The sequence below is a fragment of the Pseudoduganella sp. GCM10020061 genome, assembly GCF_042683405.1.
GTDB lineage: Bacteria > Pseudomonadota > Gammaproteobacteria > Burkholderiales > Burkholderiaceae_D > Telluria.
Map to the genome: position 1 here is coordinate 163,950 of NZ_JBHUJS010000001.1, position 20,928 is coordinate 184,877.

Annotated in this window: 18 protein-coding genes; 4 read left to right on the forward strand and 14 right to left on the reverse strand. The window is 66.1% G+C overall.

Going from position 1 to position 20,928, the window contains the following annotated elements; all coding sequences use genetic code 11:
- The first annotated feature begins 104 nt into the window (after positions 1–104).
- Positions 105–1,100: a hypothetical protein gene (locus ACFSQR_RS00725; RefSeq protein WP_377726924.1), complete on the forward strand. Its 996-nt coding sequence runs from the start codon at positions 105–107 to the stop codon at positions 1,098–1,100.
- A gap of 160 nt (positions 1,101–1,260) precedes the next feature.
- Positions 1,261–2,241: an MORN repeat-containing protein gene (locus ACFSQR_RS00730; protein ID WP_377726927.1), complete on the forward strand. Its 981-nt coding sequence runs from the start codon at positions 1,261–1,263 to the stop codon at positions 2,239–2,241.
- 34 nt (positions 2,242–2,275) lie between these two features.
- Here ACFSQR_RS00730 and ACFSQR_RS00735 read toward each other — a convergent pair whose 3' ends face one another.
- The 6 genes from ACFSQR_RS00735 to ACFSQR_RS00760 all read right to left on the reverse strand — a co-directional run bounded on the left by ACFSQR_RS00735 (position 2,276) and on the right by ACFSQR_RS00760 (position 9,426).
- Complete coding sequence (locus ACFSQR_RS00735) at positions 2,276–2,566, reverse strand: hypothetical protein (RefSeq protein ID WP_377726929.1); 291 nt, start codon at positions 2,564–2,566, stop codon at positions 2,276–2,278.
- A 60-nt stretch (positions 2,567–2,626) separates the two neighbouring features.
- Entirely contained in the window at positions 2,627–3,067 is a 441-nt protein-coding gene (locus tag ACFSQR_RS00740; protein WP_377726931.1) for a nuclear transport factor 2 family protein, read from the reverse strand.
- 1 nt (position 3,068) lies between these two features.
- Entirely contained in the window at positions 3,069–3,458 is a 390-nt protein-coding gene (locus ACFSQR_RS00745) for an NUDIX domain-containing protein (protein WP_377726933.1), read from the reverse strand.
- An 8-nt stretch (positions 3,459–3,466) separates the two neighbouring features.
- Positions 3,467–4,534, reverse strand: coding sequence for an LD-carboxypeptidase (locus ACFSQR_RS00750; protein WP_377726936.1), 1,068 nt, complete (start codon positions 4,532–4,534; stop codon positions 3,467–3,469).
- Between the two features lie 87 nt (positions 4,535–4,621).
- Positions 4,622–7,471, reverse strand: a complete 2,850-nt coding sequence (locus tag ACFSQR_RS00755) for a TonB-dependent receptor domain-containing protein (RefSeq protein ID WP_377726939.1) — start codon at positions 7,469–7,471, stop codon at positions 4,622–4,624.
- A 173-nt stretch (positions 7,472–7,644) separates the two neighbouring features.
- The gene (locus tag ACFSQR_RS00760; RefSeq protein WP_377726942.1) at positions 7,645–9,426 is read right to left on the reverse strand and encodes an ABC transporter substrate-binding protein; all 1,782 of its coding nucleotides are present in this window, start codon (positions 9,424–9,426) and stop codon (positions 7,645–7,647) included.
- Between the two features lie 180 nt (positions 9,427–9,606).
- Between ACFSQR_RS00760 and ACFSQR_RS00765 the strand changes: the two genes are divergently transcribed.
- Entirely contained in the window at positions 9,607–10,845 is a 1,239-nt protein-coding gene (locus ACFSQR_RS00765; protein ID WP_377726945.1) for a nucleoside recognition domain-containing protein, read from the forward strand.
- A 12-nt stretch (positions 10,846–10,857) separates the two neighbouring features.
- A complete protein-coding gene (gene dacB / locus ACFSQR_RS00770) occupies positions 10,858–12,339 on the forward strand; it encodes a D-alanyl-D-alanine carboxypeptidase/D-alanyl-D-alanine-endopeptidase (RefSeq protein ID WP_377726947.1) in 1,482 nt (493 codons plus the stop codon).
- Positions 12,340–12,354: 15 nt separating this feature from the next.
- On the opposite strand, the gene ACFSQR_RS00775 is transcribed toward dacB, so the two are convergent.
- The 8 genes from ACFSQR_RS00775 to murQ form a co-directional block, all read right to left on the reverse strand.
- Positions 12,355–12,966 (reverse strand): M15 family metallopeptidase, encoded by a 612-nt coding sequence (locus tag ACFSQR_RS00775; protein WP_377726950.1) that lies wholly within the window; start codon positions 12,964–12,966, stop codon positions 12,355–12,357.
- Positions 12,963–13,868 carry a LysR family transcriptional regulator gene (locus tag ACFSQR_RS00780; RefSeq protein ID WP_377726952.1) on the reverse strand — a complete coding sequence of 302 codons (906 nt, stop codon included), beginning with the start codon at positions 13,866–13,868 and terminating at the stop codon, positions 12,963–12,965. The genes ACFSQR_RS00775 and ACFSQR_RS00780 overlap by 4 nt, the downstream gene beginning before the upstream one ends.
- A gap of 86 nt (positions 13,869–13,954) precedes the next feature.
- Positions 13,955–14,995: an N-acetylmuramoyl-L-alanine amidase gene (locus ACFSQR_RS00785; protein ID WP_377726953.1), complete on the reverse strand. Its 1,041-nt coding sequence runs from the start codon at positions 14,993–14,995 to the stop codon at positions 13,955–13,957.
- 31 nt (positions 14,996–15,026) lie between these two features.
- Positions 15,027–15,935 (reverse strand): N-acetylglucosamine kinase, encoded by a 909-nt coding sequence (locus tag ACFSQR_RS00790; RefSeq protein WP_377726955.1) that lies wholly within the window; start codon positions 15,933–15,935, stop codon positions 15,027–15,029.
- Positions 15,936–16,015: 80 nt separating this feature from the next.
- Positions 16,016–17,587: a glycoside hydrolase family 10 protein gene (locus tag ACFSQR_RS00795; protein WP_377726958.1), complete on the reverse strand. Its 1,572-nt coding sequence runs from the start codon at positions 17,585–17,587 to the stop codon at positions 16,016–16,018.
- 14 nt (positions 17,588–17,601) lie between these two features.
- Positions 17,602–18,738 carry an acyltransferase family protein gene (locus ACFSQR_RS00800; protein ID WP_377726961.1) on the reverse strand — a complete coding sequence of 379 codons (1,137 nt, stop codon included), beginning with the start codon at positions 18,736–18,738 and terminating at the stop codon, positions 17,602–17,604.
- Complete coding sequence (locus ACFSQR_RS00805) at positions 18,738–20,003, reverse strand: MFS transporter (protein WP_377726964.1); 1,266 nt, start codon at positions 20,001–20,003, stop codon at positions 18,738–18,740. The genes ACFSQR_RS00800 and ACFSQR_RS00805 overlap by 1 nt, the downstream gene beginning before the upstream one ends.
- Before the next feature lie 41 nt (positions 20,004–20,044).
- Positions 20,045–20,926, reverse strand: coding sequence for an N-acetylmuramic acid 6-phosphate etherase (murQ, locus tag ACFSQR_RS00810; protein WP_377726967.1), 882 nt, complete (start codon positions 20,924–20,926; stop codon positions 20,045–20,047).
- Between the last annotated feature and the right edge of the window lie 2 nt (positions 20,927–20,928).

A 20,928-nucleotide genomic window follows, 5' to 3' on the forward strand; every position in this document is an offset into this window, starting at 1 on the left:
TTGACCACGAACGCCACGGCTGCCCGTTATTTTCCTGGCAAAGAAGCGCCGATAGCGACCGATTCGCCGTTACCATGGCAGCGTTACCAAAGCTGGAACCTGCCATGTACCGACGCGCTCTCCTCGCACTGTTTTTCCTGTTCCCCGCCATGTCGTATGCCGCTGATACACCGGAACTGTCCGGCGCCGACGGCTGCCGCGTCGTCAACAGCACCGGTCACGCTGGCGCCAGGGCCACATGGACGGGCGGCTGCCGCGATGGCTATGCGGAAGGACGAGGCACACTCACGTGGCACGACCGCAGGAAGAAGCTGGTGGCGCAGTACGAAGGCGGCATCAAGGCGGGCCTGATGCACGGCGACGGCTACCTGCGCCTCAGCGACGGCTCCCAGTACGAAGGCGGCTTCGCCGAAGGTCGCTACCACGGCAAGGGCACCCTGCTCAGCATGCATGGCCGCTACGACGGCGACTTCGTCGCTGGCTCGCGCACCGGCAAGGGCAAGATGGTGTTCGCGATGGGCGGCCGCTACGAAGGCCAGTGGCTGGACGGCGAATTCCATGGCACGGGAACCGCGCTGTATCCGAGCGGCCGAACCGTGACGGCCGAGTGGGTCAAGGGTATGCGTGCAGACCTTGCCGCCCTCCCCGAACTGGACCCCACGCACAAGATCCGGTCGGACAAGCCGCTGCACGGCTCCCGGATGCGCTGGAATATTGCGAGCGGCGGCACCGTGCCGTTCGCGAAAACGTATGCCGACATGAGTGAGTCCGAACAAAAGGAAGTGCGCTCGTGGTTCCCGCTGATCGACGATGGCGACGAGCCTGCGTATCCACTGAAAGGCACCAAGCCGATCTACACGCTGTTCGCAGAAGGATTGAGCGTCATCGAGGAAGATTCGGAAGGCATGCTGACGATGTACGTGGACATCGATGCGGAAGGCAATCCGACCAAGGCGTCGGTGTTTGCTACACCCAACAAGGATATCGCCAACTTCGCGATGATGGTGGTCCTCAAGCACAAGTTCAAGCCGGCGATCTGCGCAGGCAAGCCGTGCGCCTCGAAGTATCCGTTCTCGATCATGTTTTCGTACCAGGACTGACCGCACCTGAAAGGCGCCAACGCTGGCGGCCCCGCTCGACCCGCTACAGTCGTTGCCAGCACCGGGACTTCGCGCCATAAAATTGCTTTACAACTAACTTTCTTCGTGGGAGGCTCTCTCGTTCCCGCCATCTGCGCGCTACCTGTATTGAAAGCCTGTCATGCATAACAAAGCCTTGCTCATTGCTGCACTCCTGTCGCTTTCGAGCACCACAGTCGCTGCCGAGTGCAAGCTGGCATACATCGAACCGCCGCTCGGCTCGACCGTCGAATGGACGGGCGCATGCCGGAACGGTCTCGCCGACGGGCACGGCGTACTCGACATCAGGCTGGGCAAGACGGTCGTGCTGCATTACAAGGGCGAGATCAGGGAAGGCCAATTGCACGGCAAGGGATTCATGCGGCGCAAGGACAACGAGGAATACGAGGGCGCGTTCGAGAATGACAATCCCCACGGGTACGGCGTCGCGACCAGCAGGTCGGGCCGCTACGAAGGCGAATGGAGGTCCGGCCGGCGCGAGGGAAAAGGCAAAATGGTCTTCGAACTGGGCGGCCAGTATGAAGGCGAATGGAAGAACAACCGCTTCCACGGCCTTGGCAGCGCGCAGTACATCAGCGGACGCAAAGTCACGGCGCAATTCGTCGACGGTGTGCGGACCGGCATGCCACCTGTCCCTGCGTCCGACGCCCGGCACACGCTGCGGTCGGATTCGATCACGGGGACGCACATTCGACCCCTCGCGATCCGCAACGGTGTGGTGCCGTTCTGGCACTCCTACGCTGAAATGAGCGACGCGGAGCGTGCCACGGTCCGGTCGTGGTATCCACTGCTCGATGACAATGACGAGCCGCCTTACCCGATCCATGGCACCGCCCAGATGTACAAGACCATCCTGGACGTGACATTCCTGACGCCGGTACGGGGCAACTTGCACCTCGTTGTCGACGTCAACGAGAGCGGCGACGCGACCGGGGTCACCGTCCACGCGACGCCGGACCCGGACCTCGCTACCATCATCAGCTACATCGCCAGGGAGCAGAAGTACAAACCGGGCAAGTGCGCCGGCAAGCCGTGCGCGATGAAGTTCCCGCTATCGGTCAACGTCGGCGCGCATGCCGGCTCCACCGACGATATACGCTAGATTCGAAACGGGGCCTGCGCCAGCCTGGCGCAGGCTACAGGTAGCGCGCCAGCGCAAACGTCGCGGCAAGCATGGTCGCACCGAAGCCGGCCATCTTCCACGTCTGCGCATTGAGCGCCTGGTGCAGGTCAGCCTTGGTGGCAACATGCTGGAGCGTTGCCTCGACCGATGCGATGCGCTGCTCGACCGCACCCAGGCGGTGCTCCACGCCGTCGAGGCGGTGCTCCACGCCATTGAGGCGGTGCTCGACCATTCCCATCTGGTGCGACAAGGTCCGCACTTCCGTGCGCAGGTCTTCGTCTTGCGCGCCCTCGATATTTGCCATCGCATGTCCTCCGGGTCGTATTTCTATTTTAGACCCTCGGACGCTGCGTGAGTTCTGCCGTTAGCGCGCTTTTTCGGCGATGCGCGAGGAGTGCGACGAGACGATTTTCCAGGCGCCACCCTGCTGGCGCCAGACGCGCGTGAAACGGAAGCGGCCATTCCAGGGCTGGCCGTTCGACACGGCCGACTGCACGCTTACGCCATTCACGATGACGGTATCGCCGAACGCGCGCACCGTCACGTCTTCATTGAGGATCGGCCCGTTCACACGCGTGCGGTTGCGCAGCTCGGCGATGTAGTCGGCCTTGTGCTGCACCTGCCCGTCCGAGTGCACCAGCACGAAGCGCTCGTCCATCAGCTTTTCCAGCCCGTCCACGTCGGCGCGCTGGCGCAGCGCGTTCCACTCGCCATCGATCTTCTCGAACGGATCGGCGGCAAAGGCGGATGCGAATGGCGCGGCGGCCAGCGCCAGCAGCACCAGCAGGGTCTTCGGGGACGGCATGTCAGGCTCCTTGGTTGAGTGAGATCCAGTTGTCGATGGAGGCGCGGTAGCCGGACGGCAGCGGATGCGGCAGCGAATCGGGCGGGAACGCGCCGAACTGCGTGTGCTCGTCGCTGATGACCGGCGCGAACGGCCCTTCCAGCGTGCAGCCATAGGTCACGATGAACACCCGCTTGCCGGGAACGACTTCGAGCACGTAGGAATCGAGCAGGGGGCCGACGCGCACGCTGAGCCCGAGCTCCTCCATGATTTCGCGCGCCAGGCACTCCTGCGGCGTCTCGCCGTCCTCGATGCGCCCGCCCGGCAGCTCCCATTCGTTGCGCTCGTTATGCAGCAGCACCACTTCGCCATCGCCCGTTTCGAGCACGCCTTTGACCGAGATCGGATACATGTTCGCTCCTACAGAACTGCCGGCTCGAGCAGCGTCAGCGTCTCGGCAGCGGTGTCGAGCCGCGCGTTGACGCCGACCGGCAGCGTGAACTGGTTGCGGATATGGCCGAACGAGTAGCCCGTCACGGCCGGGACCTGCAGCGGCTGCAGGTGGATGTCGAGCGTTTCGTCGAGCGTGAGCGCGGTCTCGCCCTCGACCGGCCCGCAGTTGTCGCAGATGCCGATCATCATGCCGGCGGCCTTTGCGAACGGGCTGGCCAAATCCAGTTGCGTCATCCAGCGGTCCAGCCGGTACGGCTCCTCGTTGACTTCCTCGAGGTACACCAGCGCGCCGGCCAGGTCGGCGGCATAGGGCGTCCCGGCGAGCGCGCTGACCAGCGACAGGTTCCCGCCGATCAGGCGTCCTGTCGCCACGCCTTCGCGCACCGTGCGGATGCCGTAATGCGGCTCGGTCAGGGCGCGCACGCGGTTTTCCATCGACTGCCCGATGATGTACTCGGGCTGCGGGTCGGCCACGACGGCCAGCAGCTGCCGGTGCGTGTAGTCGGCGATGCCCGACGAGGCCACCGGTCCGTGGAAGGTCACCAGGCCGATCTTGCGGTACAGCGCCAGGTGCAGCGCGGTGATGTCCGAATACCCGATCAGGACTTTCGGGTGGCGCCGGATCAGTTCATAGTCGATGTGCGCCAGCAGCGAGATGCAGCCGGAGCCCCCGCGGATGCACCAGATGCCCTTGACCTCAGGGTCGGCGAAGGCGCGGTGCAGGTCGTCCAGGCGCTGCTGCACGGTGCCGGCGTAGTTGCCGTGCACTTCGCGCAGGTTTGCGCCCAGCCGCACACTGAAGCCGAGCGATTCGATGCGCGCAGCGGCGCGCCCGATGGCTTCCTCGTTGGTGCGCCCACCCGGCGCGAGGATGGCAATGGTGTCGCCCTGGTTCAGGCGCGGTGGTTTGATCAGTGTGTGTGTCATGCGTTTGCGCGGCCGCTTGGCCGCATGGGCAACTCCAGGCAGCGCCAGCGCCGCCGCAGCCACCAGCGTGCCGAAACCGCGCCGGCTCATCTTGTCGCTGCTGTGCATCGTTGTTCGGTCTTCCGGAATGAAAAAGGCCCGTTACAGGAGGCGGGGGGGACGCCTCATGCAACGGGCCGAACTACACAAGCTAAATCAGAAGAACTTGTAGTTCACGGTCAGCGTGTAGGCGCGGCCGCGTGGATCCGCGACGCGCGGCTCCCAGCTGCTGCCCGCACCGCTGGCGCTGTCGTAGGTGATCGCGAACGGTGGATCTTCGTCGAAGATGTTCTTGACACCCGCGGTCAGGGTCAGGTCCTTGAAGCCGGTGTAGGTCGCCGACAGGTTGAAGATCGAGTACGGATCGACTTTCGGGTTGAAGTTCGGCGGGTTGACCTTGCCGTTGGCGACGCCTGGCAGGGTCTGGTTCGCGTAGCTGCCGCGGTAGATGTTCTGCAGCATGCCGCTCCAGTCGCCCTTCTTGAAGCTCACATACGCGGTGTGCTTCCACTTCAGGCCCAGGTCGCCGTAGTACAGGAACTTGCCGATTTCATCCACGAACTGGGCGGATGCCAGCGGCTTGGACTTCTTCTCCAGCAGGCGGCTGCCGTCGATGCCCACGCCCCAGGTGCCTTCCCATACCTTGCCGCTTGCGCGCGCGCCCACTTCCAGGCCACGGGTGATCGAGGAACCGGCGTTCAGCCAGCGCTGGTCGATCGCCAGCAGTTCGCCGGTGCCGTCACGCAGGAAGCTGTCCTGGAACAGGTTGTAGTTGGCCAGCATGGTGGTCAGGCCGATCGAGCGGATCTGATTGAAGCGACGGATCTCCCACAGGTCGGCGTTGAACGAGTAGCCCGCGATCGGTTCGACCACGAAGCCGATCGAACCCTGCTTGGCGGTCTCAGGACCCAGGGTGCGCTTGCCGCCGGTGAGGATCACAGGGGTGATCGATTCGCAGCCAGGCACCGACGCGTCGACCTTGCCGGTCGGGCAGGTCGCCGGGTCAGCCAGGTCCTTGCCGGCATAGTTGGTTTCGGTCACGCCGTTGAACAGCTGGTTGAACGCCGGGGCGCGGAAGCCCTCGTTGTACGAACCGCGGAACAGCAGTTGCGGGATCGGGGTGTAGCGGAACGAGACCTTCGGGTTGAAGGTGCTGCCAAAGCCGTCATAGTCGTCCAGGCGGCCGGCCAGGCTGAGTTCGAGGTCCTTGGTGACAGGGACCAGCAGCTCGGCGTAGACCGCCTTGATGTTGCGCGACACTTTGTCCAGCGCGTTCTGGTCGTCGAACGGCGCGTTCAGGATGACCGGACGCTGGCCAGCGGCGCGCTTGTCGCCATTGAAGCGGTACTCTTCCTTGCGCAGGTCGGTGCCGACTGCGGCCATCACGGCGCCGGCCGGCAGCTGGAACAGCTCGCCGGAAATCGACGCGTCGAACTGCGACAGGATGCTGCGGCCGCCGTACAGGACGACGCCTGCAGCGGAGGTGCTCTGGATCAGGGCGATCGCTTCAGGCGTCTGCTGCTCGCCCGGCATCAGGAACGGGTTGATCTTGCCGGTGCCCAGTGCGGCCGCCAGCGCTGCGGTGTAGTTGTAGCCGGTGCCCAGGGTCGATTCCGACTGCGACAGCGCGCGCGACAGGCCAACCTTGTAGTCCCAGGTGCCGAAGCCAGGGATCGCCAGCGGGCCGTCCGCGCCGATCTGGAAGCGTGCTGCTTCGGTGTCGGTCACGATCTCGCGGTTGCCGCACTCCATGCAGCGCCAGCGGTAGGCGATCGGCTGGCCGTAGTTCGCAGCCACGCCAGGGAACACGGCGACCAGCTTGTTGTACACCATGTCGTAGGCCGGGCCGGTCGACGGGTAGAACGACGAGCGCGGGAAGGTGGTGGCGCCCGGCGAAATCTGGTTCGGCGAGAAGCGCTTGGACACTTCGGTCTTGGAGCCGACGACTTCGGCGAACACCTGGTGCTCACCGAGCGCGAAGGTGGCGCGCGAGACGAAGTTGGCCGACTCGACTGGCTGCTGCAGCACTGCTGCGCGGCCGGTGTCCCATGCGCAGCCGTAGGCGGCGCTCGGGGTGTCCCACAGCTTCTCGTCGTAGACGTCCATGCCGTCGATCGAGTTACAGCCTGGGCCGCCCGGCAGGTCGAGGATGCTGACGCCGCTGTAGCCCTGGGTGCTGCCCGGGATGGTCGCGCCGGCGGAAGTCGGGGACAGCAGGGTTGGACCCAGCGAGTTGGTCACTGCGAAGATGTTCGCGTGCGGAGCGCCGCGGGTGTCGACGGACACGCCACGGTCAGGCTGGAAGGTGTTGACGAAGTCGCGCTGGTCGCCGCGCAGTTCCTTGTTCTTGCCGATCGAGCCTGCCACCAGCACGTTGAAGCCACGGGTTTCGAGGTCGCCGAAGCCGCCGGTCACGCGCAGGCGCTGGATGTTCGAACCGCCCGCTTCGGTGGAATCGTTGAAGAACTGGGCTTCCAGGCCCTGGTAGTTCTTTTTCAGGATGAAGTTGATCACGCCGCCGATCGCGTCGGTGCCGTAGATCGCGGAGGCGCCGTCCTTCAGCACTTCGACGCGCTCGACTGCCGCCATCGGGATCGAGTTCAGGTCGACCGCGGAGCCCTTCATGCCGTGGGTGGCGATGCGGCGGCCGTTCAGCAGCACCAGGGTGCTGTCGGCGCCCTGGCCACGCAGGTTGGCGGACGATGCGCCGTTGTTGCCGCGCGCTGCGCCGGAGGTGACGTCGGCGTTAGAGGCCAGGTTGTCGGAACCGGTGCCGTTGACGTTCAGCGTGGCGATCAGCTGCTCGGCGTTGACGATGCCCTGGGCTTCGATCTGTTCGCGGCTGATGATCTCCAGCGGCAGTGCGCCTTCCTTGGCGATGCGCTTGATGCTACTACCCGTGATTTCGACGCGCTGCATCGGCTGTTGTGGCGCAGCGGTTTGCGCGGCCGCCGGGGCAGCGACGCAAATCAGTGCGATCAGGTGCGCTAACTTCTTAACTTTCACAGGGTCTCTCCTTGGGTTCTCGCTGCCTCCGTGCGTGGGGCGGCGTATGTTGTGAGCGCCGGTAGTACCGACACTTTATTGATGTGTAACGAGGCTACGCTCAGCCCTATATATTGAGCTAATGAAATAACCTGTGCAATGCATAACTTTAGGGAATGCCGGCTGGAGCCTTGTCACTTCGACTGGCCGGGGGCCTGTTTCTGCAGCGCCGGCTCGATGTCCAGGTAGCGCCACTGGGTCAGCTCCACAGGGTGGCGCTTGTAGTTTTTTAGCCACGGTTGGGTGAGGTCGGCGGAGATCGGATGGGTCAGTGGTACCCACGGGTTGTAGGCGTGGATCAGCTGGTTCATCTCGAAATACATGCGGCGGCGCTCCGGCGAGTCGGGCAGCACGCGTGATTTTTCGTACAACTGGTTATAGGCCGGCAGGTTGAAGCGGGCGTAATTCGCGCGCCCGCGGTTGCCGCCGTACAGGAGCTGGTAGAAGTTCTCGCCGTCCGGGAAGTCGGCGTACCAGTTACTTTCGAACATCTGGACCTTGCCCAGGCGCGAGGCCTTGATGATCTCGGTCTTCTTGTCGCTCCTGAATTCCACCCGCAGGCCGATCGAATTGAGGCTCTTGCGCCATAGTTCGTCACGCAGGCGCCCGCCCACCGTGGCTTCGCTGTGCATCACCAGGGTCAGCGGGCGGCCCTGCGGGTCGCGGCGGAAGCCGTCCGGGTCCTTCTGCTTGTAGCCGAACCGGTCCAGCAGCGCGCGCGCCAGCTGCGGGTCGTACTGTACCGGGCTGCGGTAGGCCGGATCGTGGCCGATTACGCTGGGCGGCAGCGGCGACTGCGCGCGCAGCGCCATGTTCTTCTTTAGCAGGCGCACGTCCTCGGCGCCGTTGTACGACAGCGCGATGGCGCGGCGCAGCGCCACCTTGGCGGGGCTGTAGCCGCCGATGACCGGATTTTCCATGTTCATCCACATGTAATAGGTCTGCGGCGGCACGAAACGGTACAGGCGGATGCCGCGCGCGGCCAGCTCCGGCTTGAGCGCGTCGCCGGCAATCACCATGTCGCGCATCGACTCGGGAACCTGCTCAACGTAGTCGTATTCCCCATTCAAAAAGCCCAGCATGCGGCCCTGGAACTCTTCCGCGATGCGCACTTCGATGCGGTCGACCAGCGGCAGGCGCTTGCCTTTCAGGTTGGCCAGCAGCGCCTGGTCGGCCGGGTCGGGGCCGCCGGCCGAGTCGAAGACGGCGGTGGAGTCGGGATTCCTGGCCAGCACGATGCGGTCGCTGCGCTTCCATTCGGCGACCATGAACGGCCCGGTGCCGACCGGATGGTTGCCCGCCTGTCCCGGGTAGGCCTCGATCACCTCGCGCGCCACGCTGGCCGATGCCGGCATGGCCAGGTAGAACAGGAAGTTCTGCTCCGGCGCGTTGAGGCGGATGCGCAGGGTGTATTTGTCCAGCGCCTGCAGGCCGGCGATGGCGGTGTCGTAGCTGAAGTCCTTCGAGAGGGCCTGGTCGCCGGCCAGCTTCCCCTCGAACAGGTACAGCCACGGCGAGCGGATGCGCGGATCGTAGTGGCGCTTGATGCTGTACACGTAGTCCTGCGCGGTCAGTTCGCGGCGCCGGCCCTTGAAGGCGGGATCGGGGGTGAAGTAGATGCCGGGGCGGATGCGGAAGGTATAGGACAGGCCGTCGGCAGACACCTCCGGCATGGCCGCGGCGGTGTTCTGGCGCAGTTTGACCGGGCGCGCCAGGTAGTCGTAGCGCAGCAGCGGGTCGAAGACGTTCTCCAGCAGCGCCAGCGTGGCCAGGTCTGAGGCGACCGCCGGGTCCATGCCGGTCTCGCTGGTGGACAGGTAGGCGTGGACCACTTTCTGCGGCGCGGGAGCGCGCGCGCCGGCCACCTGGGCGGTACAGGCAATCAGGACGGCGGCGGCAATGCGGATCAGGATCATGGGGGGCGCGGCTGTTGGAGCGATCCGTATCATAGCGCCGGGCTGGCGGGCTGGCGATGAAAAGGCCGCCACGGCGGATAACTTTTTTGTATGCGCGATGCGCATTCTTTCATCAATTGGGCAGGAGTTCCCCCTATACTCTCGCTGCACAATCGTGCAACTCGACTGGAAATCCTTCTCATGGCACTGAATTACATCTGGTCCGGCTTCTTCATCGTCGGCTTCATCGCAGCCATCCTGCAATGGCTGCTCACGGGCGATACCGAGATCTTCAAACGCGTTGTCGAGGGCACCTTCACGTCCGCGAAAGCGGCCGTCATGGACATCGCGCTGCCGCTGGCTGGCGTCATGACGCTGTGGCTGGGCCTCATGAGCGTGGGCGAAAAGGGCGGCGTGGTGGACTGGCTGGCACGCATCATCGCCCCGTTCTTCTCGCGCATCTTCCCCGGCGTGCCGCGCGACCACCCGGCCAACGGCCACATGGTGATGAACTTCTCGGCCAATATGCTGGGACTCGACAACGCCGCCACGCCGTTCGGCCTCAAGGCCATGGAGAGCCTGCAGTCGCTGAACAAGAAGCCGGACGAGCCGAGCGACGCGCAGATCATGTTCCTGGTGATCCAGACTTCGGGCCTGACCATCATTCCGCTGTCGATCATGGCGCAGCGCGCGATCCTGGGCGCGAAAGACCCATCCGACATCTTCATCCCGACGCTGATCGCGACGTTCTGCTCGACGCTGACGGCGATCATCTACGTCGGCTTCCGCCAGCGCATCAACCTGCTCCACCGCAGCGTGATCGGCTGGCTGGGCGGGATCACCGCGGCCATCGGGAGCATGGTGTACTACTTCCACAACTACCTGACCAAGGCCGAGATCGAAGTCGTGTCGCAGGTGGTCAGCAACGTGCTGCTGCTGTCGATCATCGTCGGCTTCATCGTGATGGCGCTGCGCCGCCGCGTGAACGTGTACGAGGCATTCATCGAAGGCGCCAAGGGCGGCATCCAGACTTCGATCACGATCATCCCTTACCTGGTCGGCATGCTGGTCGCGATCAGCGTGCTGCGCAACTCGGGCATCTTCGGCATGATCGTCCAGTTCTTCACCTGGGTCTTCGCCGGCATGGGCCTCAACACCGACTTCGTGGGAGCGCTGCCGACCGCGCTGATGAAGCCGCTGTCGGGCAGCGGCTCGCGCGCCATGATGATCGACGCGATGCAGACCTACGGCGTGGACTCGTTCGTGGGCCGCCTGTCGAGCATCCTGCAGGGCGCTGCCGACACCACCTTCTACATCGTGGCGCTGTACTTCGGCTCGGTGGGCATCCGCAAGACCCGCTACGCCATCGGCGCGGGCCTGGTCGCCGACCTGGCCGGCGTGATCGCCGCCATCTTTGTCGCCTACCTCTTCTTCGGTTAAAGGAAGCCCGCCATGCCGATCCGCCGTATCGTTGCCGCCGTACTGTTCGCGTGGCTGCCGGCCGCCCATGCCGGGCTGCCTGCGCCCGTGGCCGAGGTGCTCTCGTCCCGGGGCATCCCGGAAGAATCCGTGAGCGCATTCGTGATCCGCGACGACACGATCGTGCTGGACCACCTGGCGGACCGCGCGCGGGCGCCGGCGTCGACGATGAAAATGGTGACCACGGCGGCCGCGCTGGACCTGCTCGGTCCCGTGTTCCGGGCGCGCACCGAACTGCTGGCGGTCGGGGACGTGAAGGCCGGCGTGCTGGAAGGCGACCTGGTGCTGCGCGGCGGCGCCGACCTGGACCTGTCCCCGGCGGCGCTGGAAAAGATGATGCTTTCGCTGCGCAACCAGGGCATCCGCCGCATCGCCGGCAAGATGATCGTGGACCGTTCGCTGTTCAACCCGGCCCGGCTGGATGCCGGCGTCCCGCCTTTCGACGAGTATCCGGACGCGTACTACAACGTGATCCCGGACGCCGTCATCGTCAACGGCAACCTGATCGAAGTGGACATGCGCTCCACCGGCGCCGCGATGAAGCTGGCGATGTGGCCGGCACTGGAAGGCGTCAGCATCGCCTCCGAGATGGAACTGATCGACGCGCCCTGCGCCAAATGGGAAGACGGCTGGAAGACGCCGGAAGTGCGCAGCGAAGCGGGCGGCAAGCTGAAGGTCGTCCTGCGCGGCACCTTCCCGAAGTACTGCGACAGTGCCTACCAGGTGAATGTGATCGACCGCCAGGAGTACACGGGGCGCGCCATGCAGAGCGCGTGGAAGCGCGTCGGCGGCGTGTTCAAGGGCGAGGTCGTGGAAGGAAAGACGCCGGAAACCGCACGCGTGCTGGCCGAGCACACCTCGCGCATGCTGCCGGAACTGGTGCGCGACACCAACAAGACCTCGGACAACCTGTTCGCGCGCACGCTGTACCTGGCGCTGGGCAGCCTGGAGTCCGATCCGGTGCGCGGCAGCAGGCCGATCGCGGGGGCCGAAACGCAGAGCACCCTGGTGCGCGCCGACGCCAGCGTGCGCGCGTGGATGCGTTCGAACGGCATCGGCGACGATGGGCTGGTGATCGAGAACGGTTCGGGGCTGTCGCGTCTGGAGCGCATCACCCCGATCCAGATGGCGGGCGTGCTGCGCGCGGCCAGCAATGGCAACTGGCTGCCGGAGCTGCAGGCCAGCATGCCGATCGCCGGCGTGGACGGCACGCTGCGCCGGCGCCTGAAGGGCACGCCGGCGGCGCAGCGCGCGCGGCTCAAGACCGGGACGCTAAAGGATGTGGTGGCGCTGGCCGGCTATGTGCCGGACGCTGCTGGCCGCACGCATATCGTGGTCGTGATGGTCAACGACGAGCGGGTCGGTAACGGGAATGGGCGCGCGATTACCGATGCGCTGGTGGAGTGGGTCGCGCGCCAGGGAACCGTTCCCTCAGGCCCGTCTCCGGTCTTCTAAGGGGACAGTCCCGCCTTACAGCACGCGGCGGAAGGTGGCGCGCACCTGGTCGCGGTTGCCGCAGTCGAAGTGCCACCACTCGCTGTTGATGCCGACGAAGCCCGCATGGAACATCGCGCCGCGCAGCAGTTCGCGGTTGGCGATGTGGTGCGGCTGGATCTCGCCCGCCTCCAGCATGCGCGGCTCCAGGATCGGATGCGAACGCTCGCTCAGCTCGTCGAATCCGCTGCCCATGTCCAGCTCCTGGCCATGCTCGTCGACGATGGTGATGTCCAGCGCCATGCCGAACGAGTGGATCGAGCCGCGCGCCGGATCGGCCAGGTACATGCGCAGGTCGGTGCCGTCCAGCGCGGCCCACAGCTGTTCCTGCACGCGCTGGGGACGCAGGGCGTCCAGCACCAGCAGGGTATGGCCGGGCTTGCGCTGCGCCAGCCATGCGACGGCGCGCTCGAGCGCCTCGGCGGCCTGCGTGTGCAGCCAGGCGCAGTCATACGGGGAGTACAGGTCGCGTCCAACAAAGTTGTCCGGGGTGGCGTAGCGCAGGTCGACGCCGATGCCTTCGATGGTGGACAGGTGACGGAATTCCGGGTGGCCATCGAGCTGTTCGATGGCGAGGTGCTGCGTCATTGACATCCTTTTTCAAGACAGGCGCGCGCGGCCGCGCCGATGCTGTTGGCCAGTTCGCGCGCACCGTGCGAGAGCGGCGCGTGGCTGGCGGTCAGCAGGAACAGCTGCACCGGGATCGCCGGATCCCACGCGCGTTTCTGTACCCGCGATGCAACCGACGAAGCTGCGGTAAACGGGTCGACCACGGCGGTGCCGGCGCCCGCTTCCACCAGCGAGCGGGCGATCTGGTAGGTCTGCACGACGGTGTGGAATACCGGATGCACGCCCTGCGCTTCGCACGCGGCGACGATCATTTCGCCCAGCGGGTCGTTGTCGGCCAGGCCGATCAGCTCGCCGGTCAGGCCTTCCGCCGACAGCGGCTGTGTGCATTCTTCTTCCGTCCAGGTGCCGGCCGGCGCGATCACGGTCATCACGCCCTGCGCCAGCGGCTCGGCCACGATGCCGGGATGGCGCGGGTCCTGCAGCGACAGCGCCAGGTCCGCTTCGCCCAGGCGCAGCGCGTTGACGATTTCGTTGGTGTGGTGGGTGGCCAGCTCGCAGCGGGTGGTCGAGAACTCGCGGCGCCAGTGCGTCATCGCGTCCGGCAGCACGGCGATCGCCACGGTCGGGGTGGATACCAGGCGGATGGTCTCGATCGCGCGGCCCTTCAGGCTTGCCGCCAGGCGGCGGATACCCTGCAGGTCGCGGTTGAGCTTTTCGGTTTCCGCGAACAGGCGGTGCGCTTCCGGCTTCGGGTACAGCTTGCCGCGCACTCGCTCGAACAGCGGCATCCCGAGCTGCAGTTCGCAGTGCTGCAGGACCTTGGTCACCGCAGGTTGCGAAATATGCAGCACCTGGGCGGCGCCACTGATGGTGCCGACCTGCATGATGGCGTGGAAGACTTCGATATGACGAAGGCGCATGGCGGGAATCCTTTACTGTCCGAGGCTCGCAGCATATCGGAAAATGCGCCGCGCCGCGACAGCAGGGCCGGTTTACGGCCCGTCTGTTATTTCGTTGGCACTGCCGGCGCCTGGACGGCGGGCGGGGTTGCAGGTGCGGGCGGCGTTTCCTGTACCGGCGGGGTTGCCGGTACCGGAGCCGCTGGCGGAATTGGCTGCGCCGGCGGCACCGGCGCTGGCGGCACAGGCTGCGCAGGCGGGACCGGCACCGCAGGCACCTGCGCTGCCGGGATCTCTCCTGCCGGCGGCTGCTCCACAGGGGTGGTCTGCACCGGCGGCGGAACCGGCGCCGGCCGGGTCGGATCGCCCGGCGTCATCACGTCCAGGATCGCGGCGGTGTGCGCATCCGGCATGCCGTCGATGTTCACCGGACGGTACTTCATCTGGAAGGTCGTAATGACATTGCGCGTGGCCTGGTCCAGCTCACCGGTCAGCGGCACGGTGTAGCCGTAGGCTTTCAGCTTCTTCTGGAACCACAGGACTTCCGGCACCTGCGGCGTGTAAGCGGCGGTCAGCTCGCGCACTTTGGCGTCGTCCGGCCACGGGATCAGCCCCGCGTCGGCCAGCTGCTTCCACGGGAACATCGGTCCCGGATCCTGCTTGCGCTGCGGCGCGATGTCGGCGTGGCCGAGGATGTGGTTCGGCTCGATATTGTGGCGCTTGACGATGTCCTTGAGCAGCGGGATCAGGATATCCATCTGCGCCTGCGGGAACGGATACCACTGGCGGGTGCCGTCCGGGTTCATGGTGAAGCCCGGGTTGACGATCTCGATGCCGATCGAGCTCGGGTTGAGCAGCGAATAGTTCTTCCAGTTCGACACGCCGGCGTGGTTCGAGGTGCGGCTCTCGTCCACCAGGCGGTACAGCGTCGGCTTGGCCTCGTCGGTCAGCAGGTAGTGGCTGCTGACGACCTGGTTGGTCAGGATATTGATCGACTGCGGCAGGTTGCTGACCGTGTAGTGCACGATCACGAACTTGACGCGGCTGCTCTGGCTCTTGGCCGTGTAGGTGGTGTCGATGCGGGGCCCCGGCGCGGTACAGCCTGCAAGCAGGGCGGTCGTCAGCGTGGCGGCAAACAGCTTTTTCATCTTGGGTACCATTGTCTCGTTGTCGTTGTGTTTATTGTGGCAGGGCGGCGATCCGCGCGGCGGCCAGGTGCGCGCCCGCAGCGGACTGGCTCAGCGCGATCGCGGGTGGCAGCGCCGCGCGCATCGATTCGAATACCAGCGGGTGCAGCTCCGACGCGCGCCCCGACAGTACCACCGGGCGCGGTCCGAAGCGCGCCACCAGCGCACGCGCCAGCCGTGCCAGCTCGGCTCCCGCCTCGCGCAGGATGGCGGCTGCGGCCGGGTCGTCCTGCGCGCTGGACGCGACGGCCAGCGCCAGCTTGCCCACCGCGCCGCGCTCCTGCCCATAGATGAACTGCCGCGATTGCGTCCAGTCCGAACCGCCAATGTAATCGAAGATGGCACGCGCCATCGGGGAGGCCTGCCAGGCGCCGGGGCGTTCATCCTCGGTGCGCCAGACCTGGCGCAGCGCCTCGCGCGCGATCCAGAACCCGCCGCCGCCGTCGTCCAGCACCACGCCGCGCCCGCCCGCGCGGTGGAATTCCCCCGCGTCGTCGATGTAGGCGCCGATCGAGCCGGTACCAGCGTACACCAGATAGCCCTGGCCGCGCGCGAAATGGGCGAGGTAGGCAATCTCGATGTCGCTGCACAGCGTGATCGCGGCTTCAGGGATCGCCAGCAGCTCTGCCAGCCATTGCACCAGCTGGCCCGATTCGAAGCCGAAGCCGGTCAGCCCCGCATGCAGGCGCACCGGCTGGCCGTGCTGCGCGACCGCAGCGGCCAGTTCCGCCAGCGTGGCGCGGATGGCGGCGCGGCCGTCCGAGCTGCCCATCTGGAGCGCGGACAGGCCGGCGACGCGGCCTTCCGCGACGATGCTGCCGTCGGGACGCGCGAGCGCCCAGCGCGTCTGCGTGCCGCCCGCATCGAGCCCGAGGCCCAGGCCATCATGTGTAGAGTGCATGCTTCGAGTGTACGACTAAGCCCTTTTGCCTGCGCATGAAAGCTTCGCGCCTGCGCATGACAAAAGGTTATGTTCGACCGCTATTTGTTCAGGTCCACCGTCACGCGCTGGCTTTCGACACCGACGCGGTCCACGGCGCTGACGACAATCGCGTCCACCCGCCCCAACGCCGCGTCGTCGGCCACCACCGCGCCGGCACGCGCGGCAGGCACCACGTCGAAGCGCCACTGGCGGCCGTAGCGCGCCCACACGGCGTAGGCCGCAATGGACGGTCCGGATGCGAGCTTCAGCTCGACCCCGCCCGGCGAGCGCACTGCCGTGACGCGCGGCGCCGAAGGCGCGGCGCCCGCCAGCCACGGTGTCGCGGGCACCAGCGCCGGCGCCGTGTAGTGCACCGCGCGCAGCTGGTCGCTGATGCCTTTGCGGTTCTCGGTCAGCGCGACCATGCTGAAGTGGACGTGGCCGGTTGCACCGGGACGCGAACGCGCCACCGCGATCTGTTCCAGCACCTCCTGCGGCTCATAGTCCCTGGACGGCGCACCGATGCGGCTGGTGAACAGGCCCGGCCACATGTGGCGGCCCATCGTGTTCTGGCCGATCCAGTAGTCGAGCAGCGTGTCGTAGGCCTGCGGCGTCTGCGAGCGCGGCCAGTACAGCTGGGGCGTGAAGTAGTCCAGCCAGCCCTGCTGCAGCCACAGTTCCGCGTCGGCGTACAGCTTGTCGTACTGGCTGAAGCCCTGGATCGACGGCGGGCGGCGGTCCGGGCGGCCGATGCCGAACGGGCTGATGCCGAACTTCACCCAGCGCTTCTCGGCATGGATGCCCTGGTACAGGCGCTCGATCAGGCGGTTGACGTTATCGCGGCGCCAGGACGCGCGGTCCAGCGTGCCGCCTCCGGCGCGGTAGCGGTCCCATGCCGGCTTGTCGGGGAAATCGATCTCGGTCGTGGCGGCGCCGGCGTCCAGGCCGTTGTTGCCGGTCTCGGGATACGGGTAGAAGTAGTCGTCCAGGTGCACCCCGTCGATGTCGTAGCGGCGCACCACGTCCAGCACCACATCGAGCGTCTGGCGCGATGCGCTTTCCTCGCCCGGGTCCATCCACAGGAACTTGCCGTACTGCTTGACCGCGCCCGGATTGGTGTTGGAGATGTGGTCGCGCGACGGGACCGATTTGGCGCCCGAGTGGCGTGCGCGATAAGGGTTGAACCAGGCGTGCAGTTCGATGCCGCGCGCATGCGCCTCGGTGACCCAGAACTTGAGCGGGTCGTACCACGGCTGCGGGGCCTGGCCCTGCGCGCCGCTCAGGTACTCCGACCACGGTTCGATCTTCGACGCATAGATCGCATCGGCGGACGGGCGCACCTGCAGCACGATGGCGTTGAGGTTCATCGCCCGGGCGCGTTCCAGGATCGCGATCGCCTCGGCCTGCTGCTGCGCGGCGCTCAGGCCGGTCTTGCTCGGCCAGTCGATGTTGGCCACGGTCGAGACCCAGGCGGCGCGGAACTCGCGCGGCGCCGGCGGCGGATTCTCGGCCACGACCAGCGGCGCCGGCAGGGCCGAGACATCGGGCGCGACCGTCGTCGTGGTGGTGCAGCTGCTGACCAGCGCCACCGCGGCGGCGATCGTTGCGAGCCCAAAGGTGCGTCGTTTCATGCTCATCCTTTTGTTCATACTTTTACGAACCACTTCTTGCGCCACATCGCCCACGCGACCGCGAACATCACGGCATTGAACAGGATGGCATACAGCAGCGAGCTGTTGACGGCGCCCACCGGCAGGTCGCGCAGCGGTGCGTACAGCACGCGTCCCAGCGCCAGCTCGCTGCCGTCGTCCTGCTGCAGCTTGATAAAGCCGAGCATTTTAGCGGCCAGGCCGGAAAACGCGAAAATGAATAGTGCGTTCATCCCGTAGATCAGGAATGGACGTGCCAGCAGGCGGGTGCGTTCGCGCAGCATCAGCGACGGCTGCGCATCGAGCAGCCAGTACGCGCCCCCGAAGGCCAGCAGGGCGTAGCCCGTCGTGAGCACCACGTAGGAAGTGCTCCACAAGCTCTTGTTGACCGGCATGAGCGCGGTATCGAGGAACATGCCCGCGATGATGAACACGGCGCCGGCAGCCAGCATCCACAGCGTCTGCACCTGGCGCGGCTTGCCGGTGGCGAGCCAGCGTCCCGTCAATACGCCCGCCAGCATGCTGCACACAGCGGGCAGCGTGGACACCAGGCCCTCGGGGTCCCAGGTCTTCGACCTGGCCCACATATGCCCGTCCAGCACCATGCGGTCGATCCAGGCGCCAAAGTCCATGCCCGGCTCGAGCACGCCCGCGCCGATGCCCGGCACCGGGAACAGCAGCACGAGGCCGGTGTACGCCGCCAGCAGCGCGGCGACGGTGGCGAGCTGGCCGCGCCAGCCCAGGTACACCGCGATGGGCGCCGCAAGCAGCGTGCACAGTGCGATGCGCTGCAGGACGCCGGGAATGCGCAGCGTGTCGAGGTTGAACGCCGGGATGAAGTTGAGCGCAAGCCCGATCAGGAAGATGAGCAGCGCGCGCTGCGCCAGCTTTGCCACCAGCGCACCCTTGGGCGCGCCTGCGTCCAGCTGGCGCCCCAGCGAGAGCGCCATCGACACCCCCGCGATGAACAGGAAGAACGGGAAGATCAGGTCGGTGAAGGTCCACCCGTTCCAGGGTGCGTGCGCCAGCGGGCCGTACAAATGGTTCCAGTCGCCCGGGTTGTTCACCAGGACCATGGCCGCGATCGTGAAACCGCGGAACGCATCGAGAGAGATCAGCCGGCCGTGCAGCATTACTTTTTGCCGAACTCCGGATCGATCTTCACCAGTGCCGCCATGATGAAGGCCGGTACCGTGGCCAGGCAGGTCCAGATGAAGAAGCTCTGGTAGCCGAGGTATTCCTGCAGCCTGCCGCTCCACATGCCGGGCACCATCATCCCGAGCGCCATCAGGCCGGTGCACAGCGCGTAGTGCGCGGTCTTGTGCTCGCCCTCCGCAACCATGATCATGTACATCATCATGGCGGTGAAACCGAAGCCGTAGCCGAACTGCTCGACCGCGATGAAGCCGGAGATCAGGTAGAAGTCCTGGGGCTGCGTTTGCGACAGGTAGACGAACACCAGGTCGGGCAGGTGCACCGCGAACACCATGATCCACAGGCAGCGCTTGAGGCCCCAGCGCGAAATCAGGAAGCCGCCCAGCAGGCCGCCCAGCACCAGCGCGGTCACGCCGACCGTGCCGTAGGCGACGCCGACTTCCGACGTGCTCATGCCAAGGCCGCCGGCCGCGACGGGGTCGCGCAGGAATGGCACCACCAGCTTGAGCATCTGCGATTCGCCGAGGCGGAAGGTGAGGATGAAGCCGACGATCAGCCAGAAGTCGCGCTTGCGGAAGAAGGCGACGAAGGTGTCGACGAAATCCTTGAGCGGATTGGCGCTCTTGGCCACTGCATGGTCGGTGTCAGGGCGCGGCAGGATGAACTGGTGCCAGCCGACCAGCAGCGCGAAGGCGATCGCCAGCACGACGAAGGTGACCGACCAGGCCTGGGCCGGATCGCCGCTGGCCTTGGTCATCTCGCCGGCCAGGTACACCAGCGGCCCCTGCACCGCCAGGTTGCCCAGGCGGTAGAAGGTGCTGCGCACGCCCACGTAGGCCGCCTGGTCCTTCTGGCGCAGGCCCAGCATGTAGAAGCCGTCGGCGGCGATGTCGTGGGTGGCCGAACTGATCGCCATCACCCACAGGATCGCCAGGCTGATCGTGAAGAAGGCGGGCATGTGCAGCACCCCCGCCAGCGAGCCGAGTGCGGCCGCGCAGATCATCTGCATCAGCACCGTCCAGCGGCGCTTGGTGCCGAACATGTCCACCAGCGGCGACCACAGTGGCTTGATCACCCAGGGCAGGTACAGCAGGCTGGTATAGAACGCGATGTCGCTATTGGAGATGCCCAGGTCCTTGTACATGATGACCGAGAGGGACATCACGACGGCATACGGAACGGCCTGGACGAAATACAGGGGTGGCACCCACAGCCACGGGCTTTTCGATTGCGAGGTTTGCATAACTCTTTTCGTCAGCCGGGCTATGGCGGCATGCCGCGCGGTCAGGCGGCGAGCGCCTGTCGCACGCTGCCGTGCGCCGCATCCAGCAAAGCGCGCGCTTGCCCGACACTGGTTTGTCGTTTCAAGGCCACCACCGCGACCTTGACATGGAAACCGCATTCTTCGAGCACCGCGCGGGCCTGTTCTTCCGATGCGCCGGTGGCGATCATCGTCAGGCGTACCGCACGGACCACGAGCTTTGCATTGGTCGGCTTCAAGTCTACCATCAGGTTGCCATAAACCTTGTGCAGGCGGACCATCAGGCTGCTGGAAAATGTGTTCAGCGCGATCTTTTGCGAGGTGCCGGCTTTCAGGCGCGTGCTGCCCGAGATGATCTCGGTCCCGGTATCGAGCGTGACGCCGATGTCGGCCTCGCCCGCCACCGGCGAACCGGTATTGTTGGCGAAGCCGATCGTGAGCGCGCCCAGTTCGCGCGCGGTGCGCAGCGCGCCCAGCACGTAGGGGGTGCGGCCGGAGGCGGCCAGCAGCAGCACCACATCGTTGGCGGTCGGCGACAGCGCGCGCAGGTCGGCGCTGCCTTGCTCCAGGTCGTCTTCCGCGCCTTCGACCGCGACGAACATCGCGTCGACGCCGCCGGCCAGCAGGGCGACCGCGCGCTCCTTCGGCCACGAGAAGGTCGGATACAGCTCCACGCTATCGAGCACGCCCAGGCGGCCCGACGTGCCTGCGCCCACATACAGCAGGCGTCCGCCGGCCTGCATGCGCGGCACGGCGGCATCGACCGCGGCCGCGATCTGGGGCGCGGCGGCGCGCACCGCTTCGATGGCGGTGAGCTGGTCGTTTACCAGCGTCTCGACCAGCTGGCCGGTTGGATACTGGTCCAGGTGGGCGTGTTCGGTGTTGGGTGTCTCGGTTTTTAGCATGG

What these genes read in the sequence shown, in the direction of transcription:
- ACFSQR_RS00725 (WP_377726924.1), top strand. Translation starts at nt 105, where the DNA reads ATGTACCGACGCGCTCTCCTCGCACTGTTTTTCCTGTTCCCCGCCATG.
- ACFSQR_RS00730 (WP_377726927.1), top strand. Translation starts at nt 1,261, where the DNA reads ATGCATAACAAAGCCTTGCTCATTGCTGCACTCCTGTCGCTTTCGAGC.
- ACFSQR_RS00735 (WP_377726929.1), bottom strand. Translation starts at nt 2,566, where the DNA reads ATGGCAAATATCGAGGGCGCGCAAGACGAAGACCTGCGCACGGAAGTG.
- ACFSQR_RS00740 (WP_377726931.1), bottom strand. Translation starts at nt 3,067, where the DNA reads ATGCCGTCCCCGAAGACCCTGCTGGTGCTGCTGGCGCTGGCCGCCGCG.
- ACFSQR_RS00745 (WP_377726933.1), bottom strand. Translation starts at nt 3,458, where the DNA reads ATGTATCCGATCTCGGTCAAAGGCGTGCTCGAAACGGGCGATGGCGAA.
- ACFSQR_RS00750 (WP_377726936.1), bottom strand. Translation starts at nt 4,534, where the DNA reads ATGCACAGCAGCGACAAGATGAGCCGGCGCGGTTTCGGCACGCTGGTG.
- ACFSQR_RS00760 (WP_377726942.1), bottom strand. Translation starts at nt 9,426, where the DNA reads ATGATCCTGATCCGCATTGCCGCCGCCGTCCTGATTGCCTGTACCGCC.
- ACFSQR_RS00765 (WP_377726945.1), top strand. Translation starts at nt 9,607, where the DNA reads ATGGCACTGAATTACATCTGGTCCGGCTTCTTCATCGTCGGCTTCATC.
- dacB (WP_377726947.1), top strand. Translation starts at nt 10,858, where the DNA reads ATGCCGATCCGCCGTATCGTTGCCGCCGTACTGTTCGCGTGGCTGCCG.
- ACFSQR_RS00775 (WP_377726950.1), bottom strand. Translation starts at nt 12,966, where the DNA reads ATGACGCAGCACCTCGCCATCGAACAGCTCGATGGCCACCCGGAATTC.
- ACFSQR_RS00780 (WP_377726952.1), bottom strand. Translation starts at nt 13,868, where the DNA reads ATGCGCCTTCGTCATATCGAAGTCTTCCACGCCATCATGCAGGTCGGC.
- ACFSQR_RS00785 (WP_377726953.1), bottom strand. Translation starts at nt 14,995, where the DNA reads ATGAAAAAGCTGTTTGCCGCCACGCTGACGACCGCCCTGCTTGCAGGC.
- ACFSQR_RS00790 (WP_377726955.1), bottom strand. Translation starts at nt 15,935, where the DNA reads ATGCACTCTACACATGATGGCCTGGGCCTCGGGCTCGATGCGGGCGGC.
- ACFSQR_RS00795 (WP_377726958.1), bottom strand. Translation starts at nt 17,587, where the DNA reads ATGAAACGACGCACCTTTGGGCTCGCAACGATCGCCGCCGCGGTGGCG.
- ACFSQR_RS00800 (WP_377726961.1), bottom strand. Translation starts at nt 18,738, where the DNA reads ATGCTGCACGGCCGGCTGATCTCTCTCGATGCGTTCCGCGGTTTCACG.
- ACFSQR_RS00805 (WP_377726964.1), bottom strand. Translation starts at nt 20,003, where the DNA reads ATGCAAACCTCGCAATCGAAAAGCCCGTGGCTGTGGGTGCCACCCCTG.
- murQ (WP_377726967.1), bottom strand. Translation starts at nt 20,926, where the DNA reads ATGCTAAAAACCGAGACACCCAACACCGAACACGCCCACCTGGACCAG.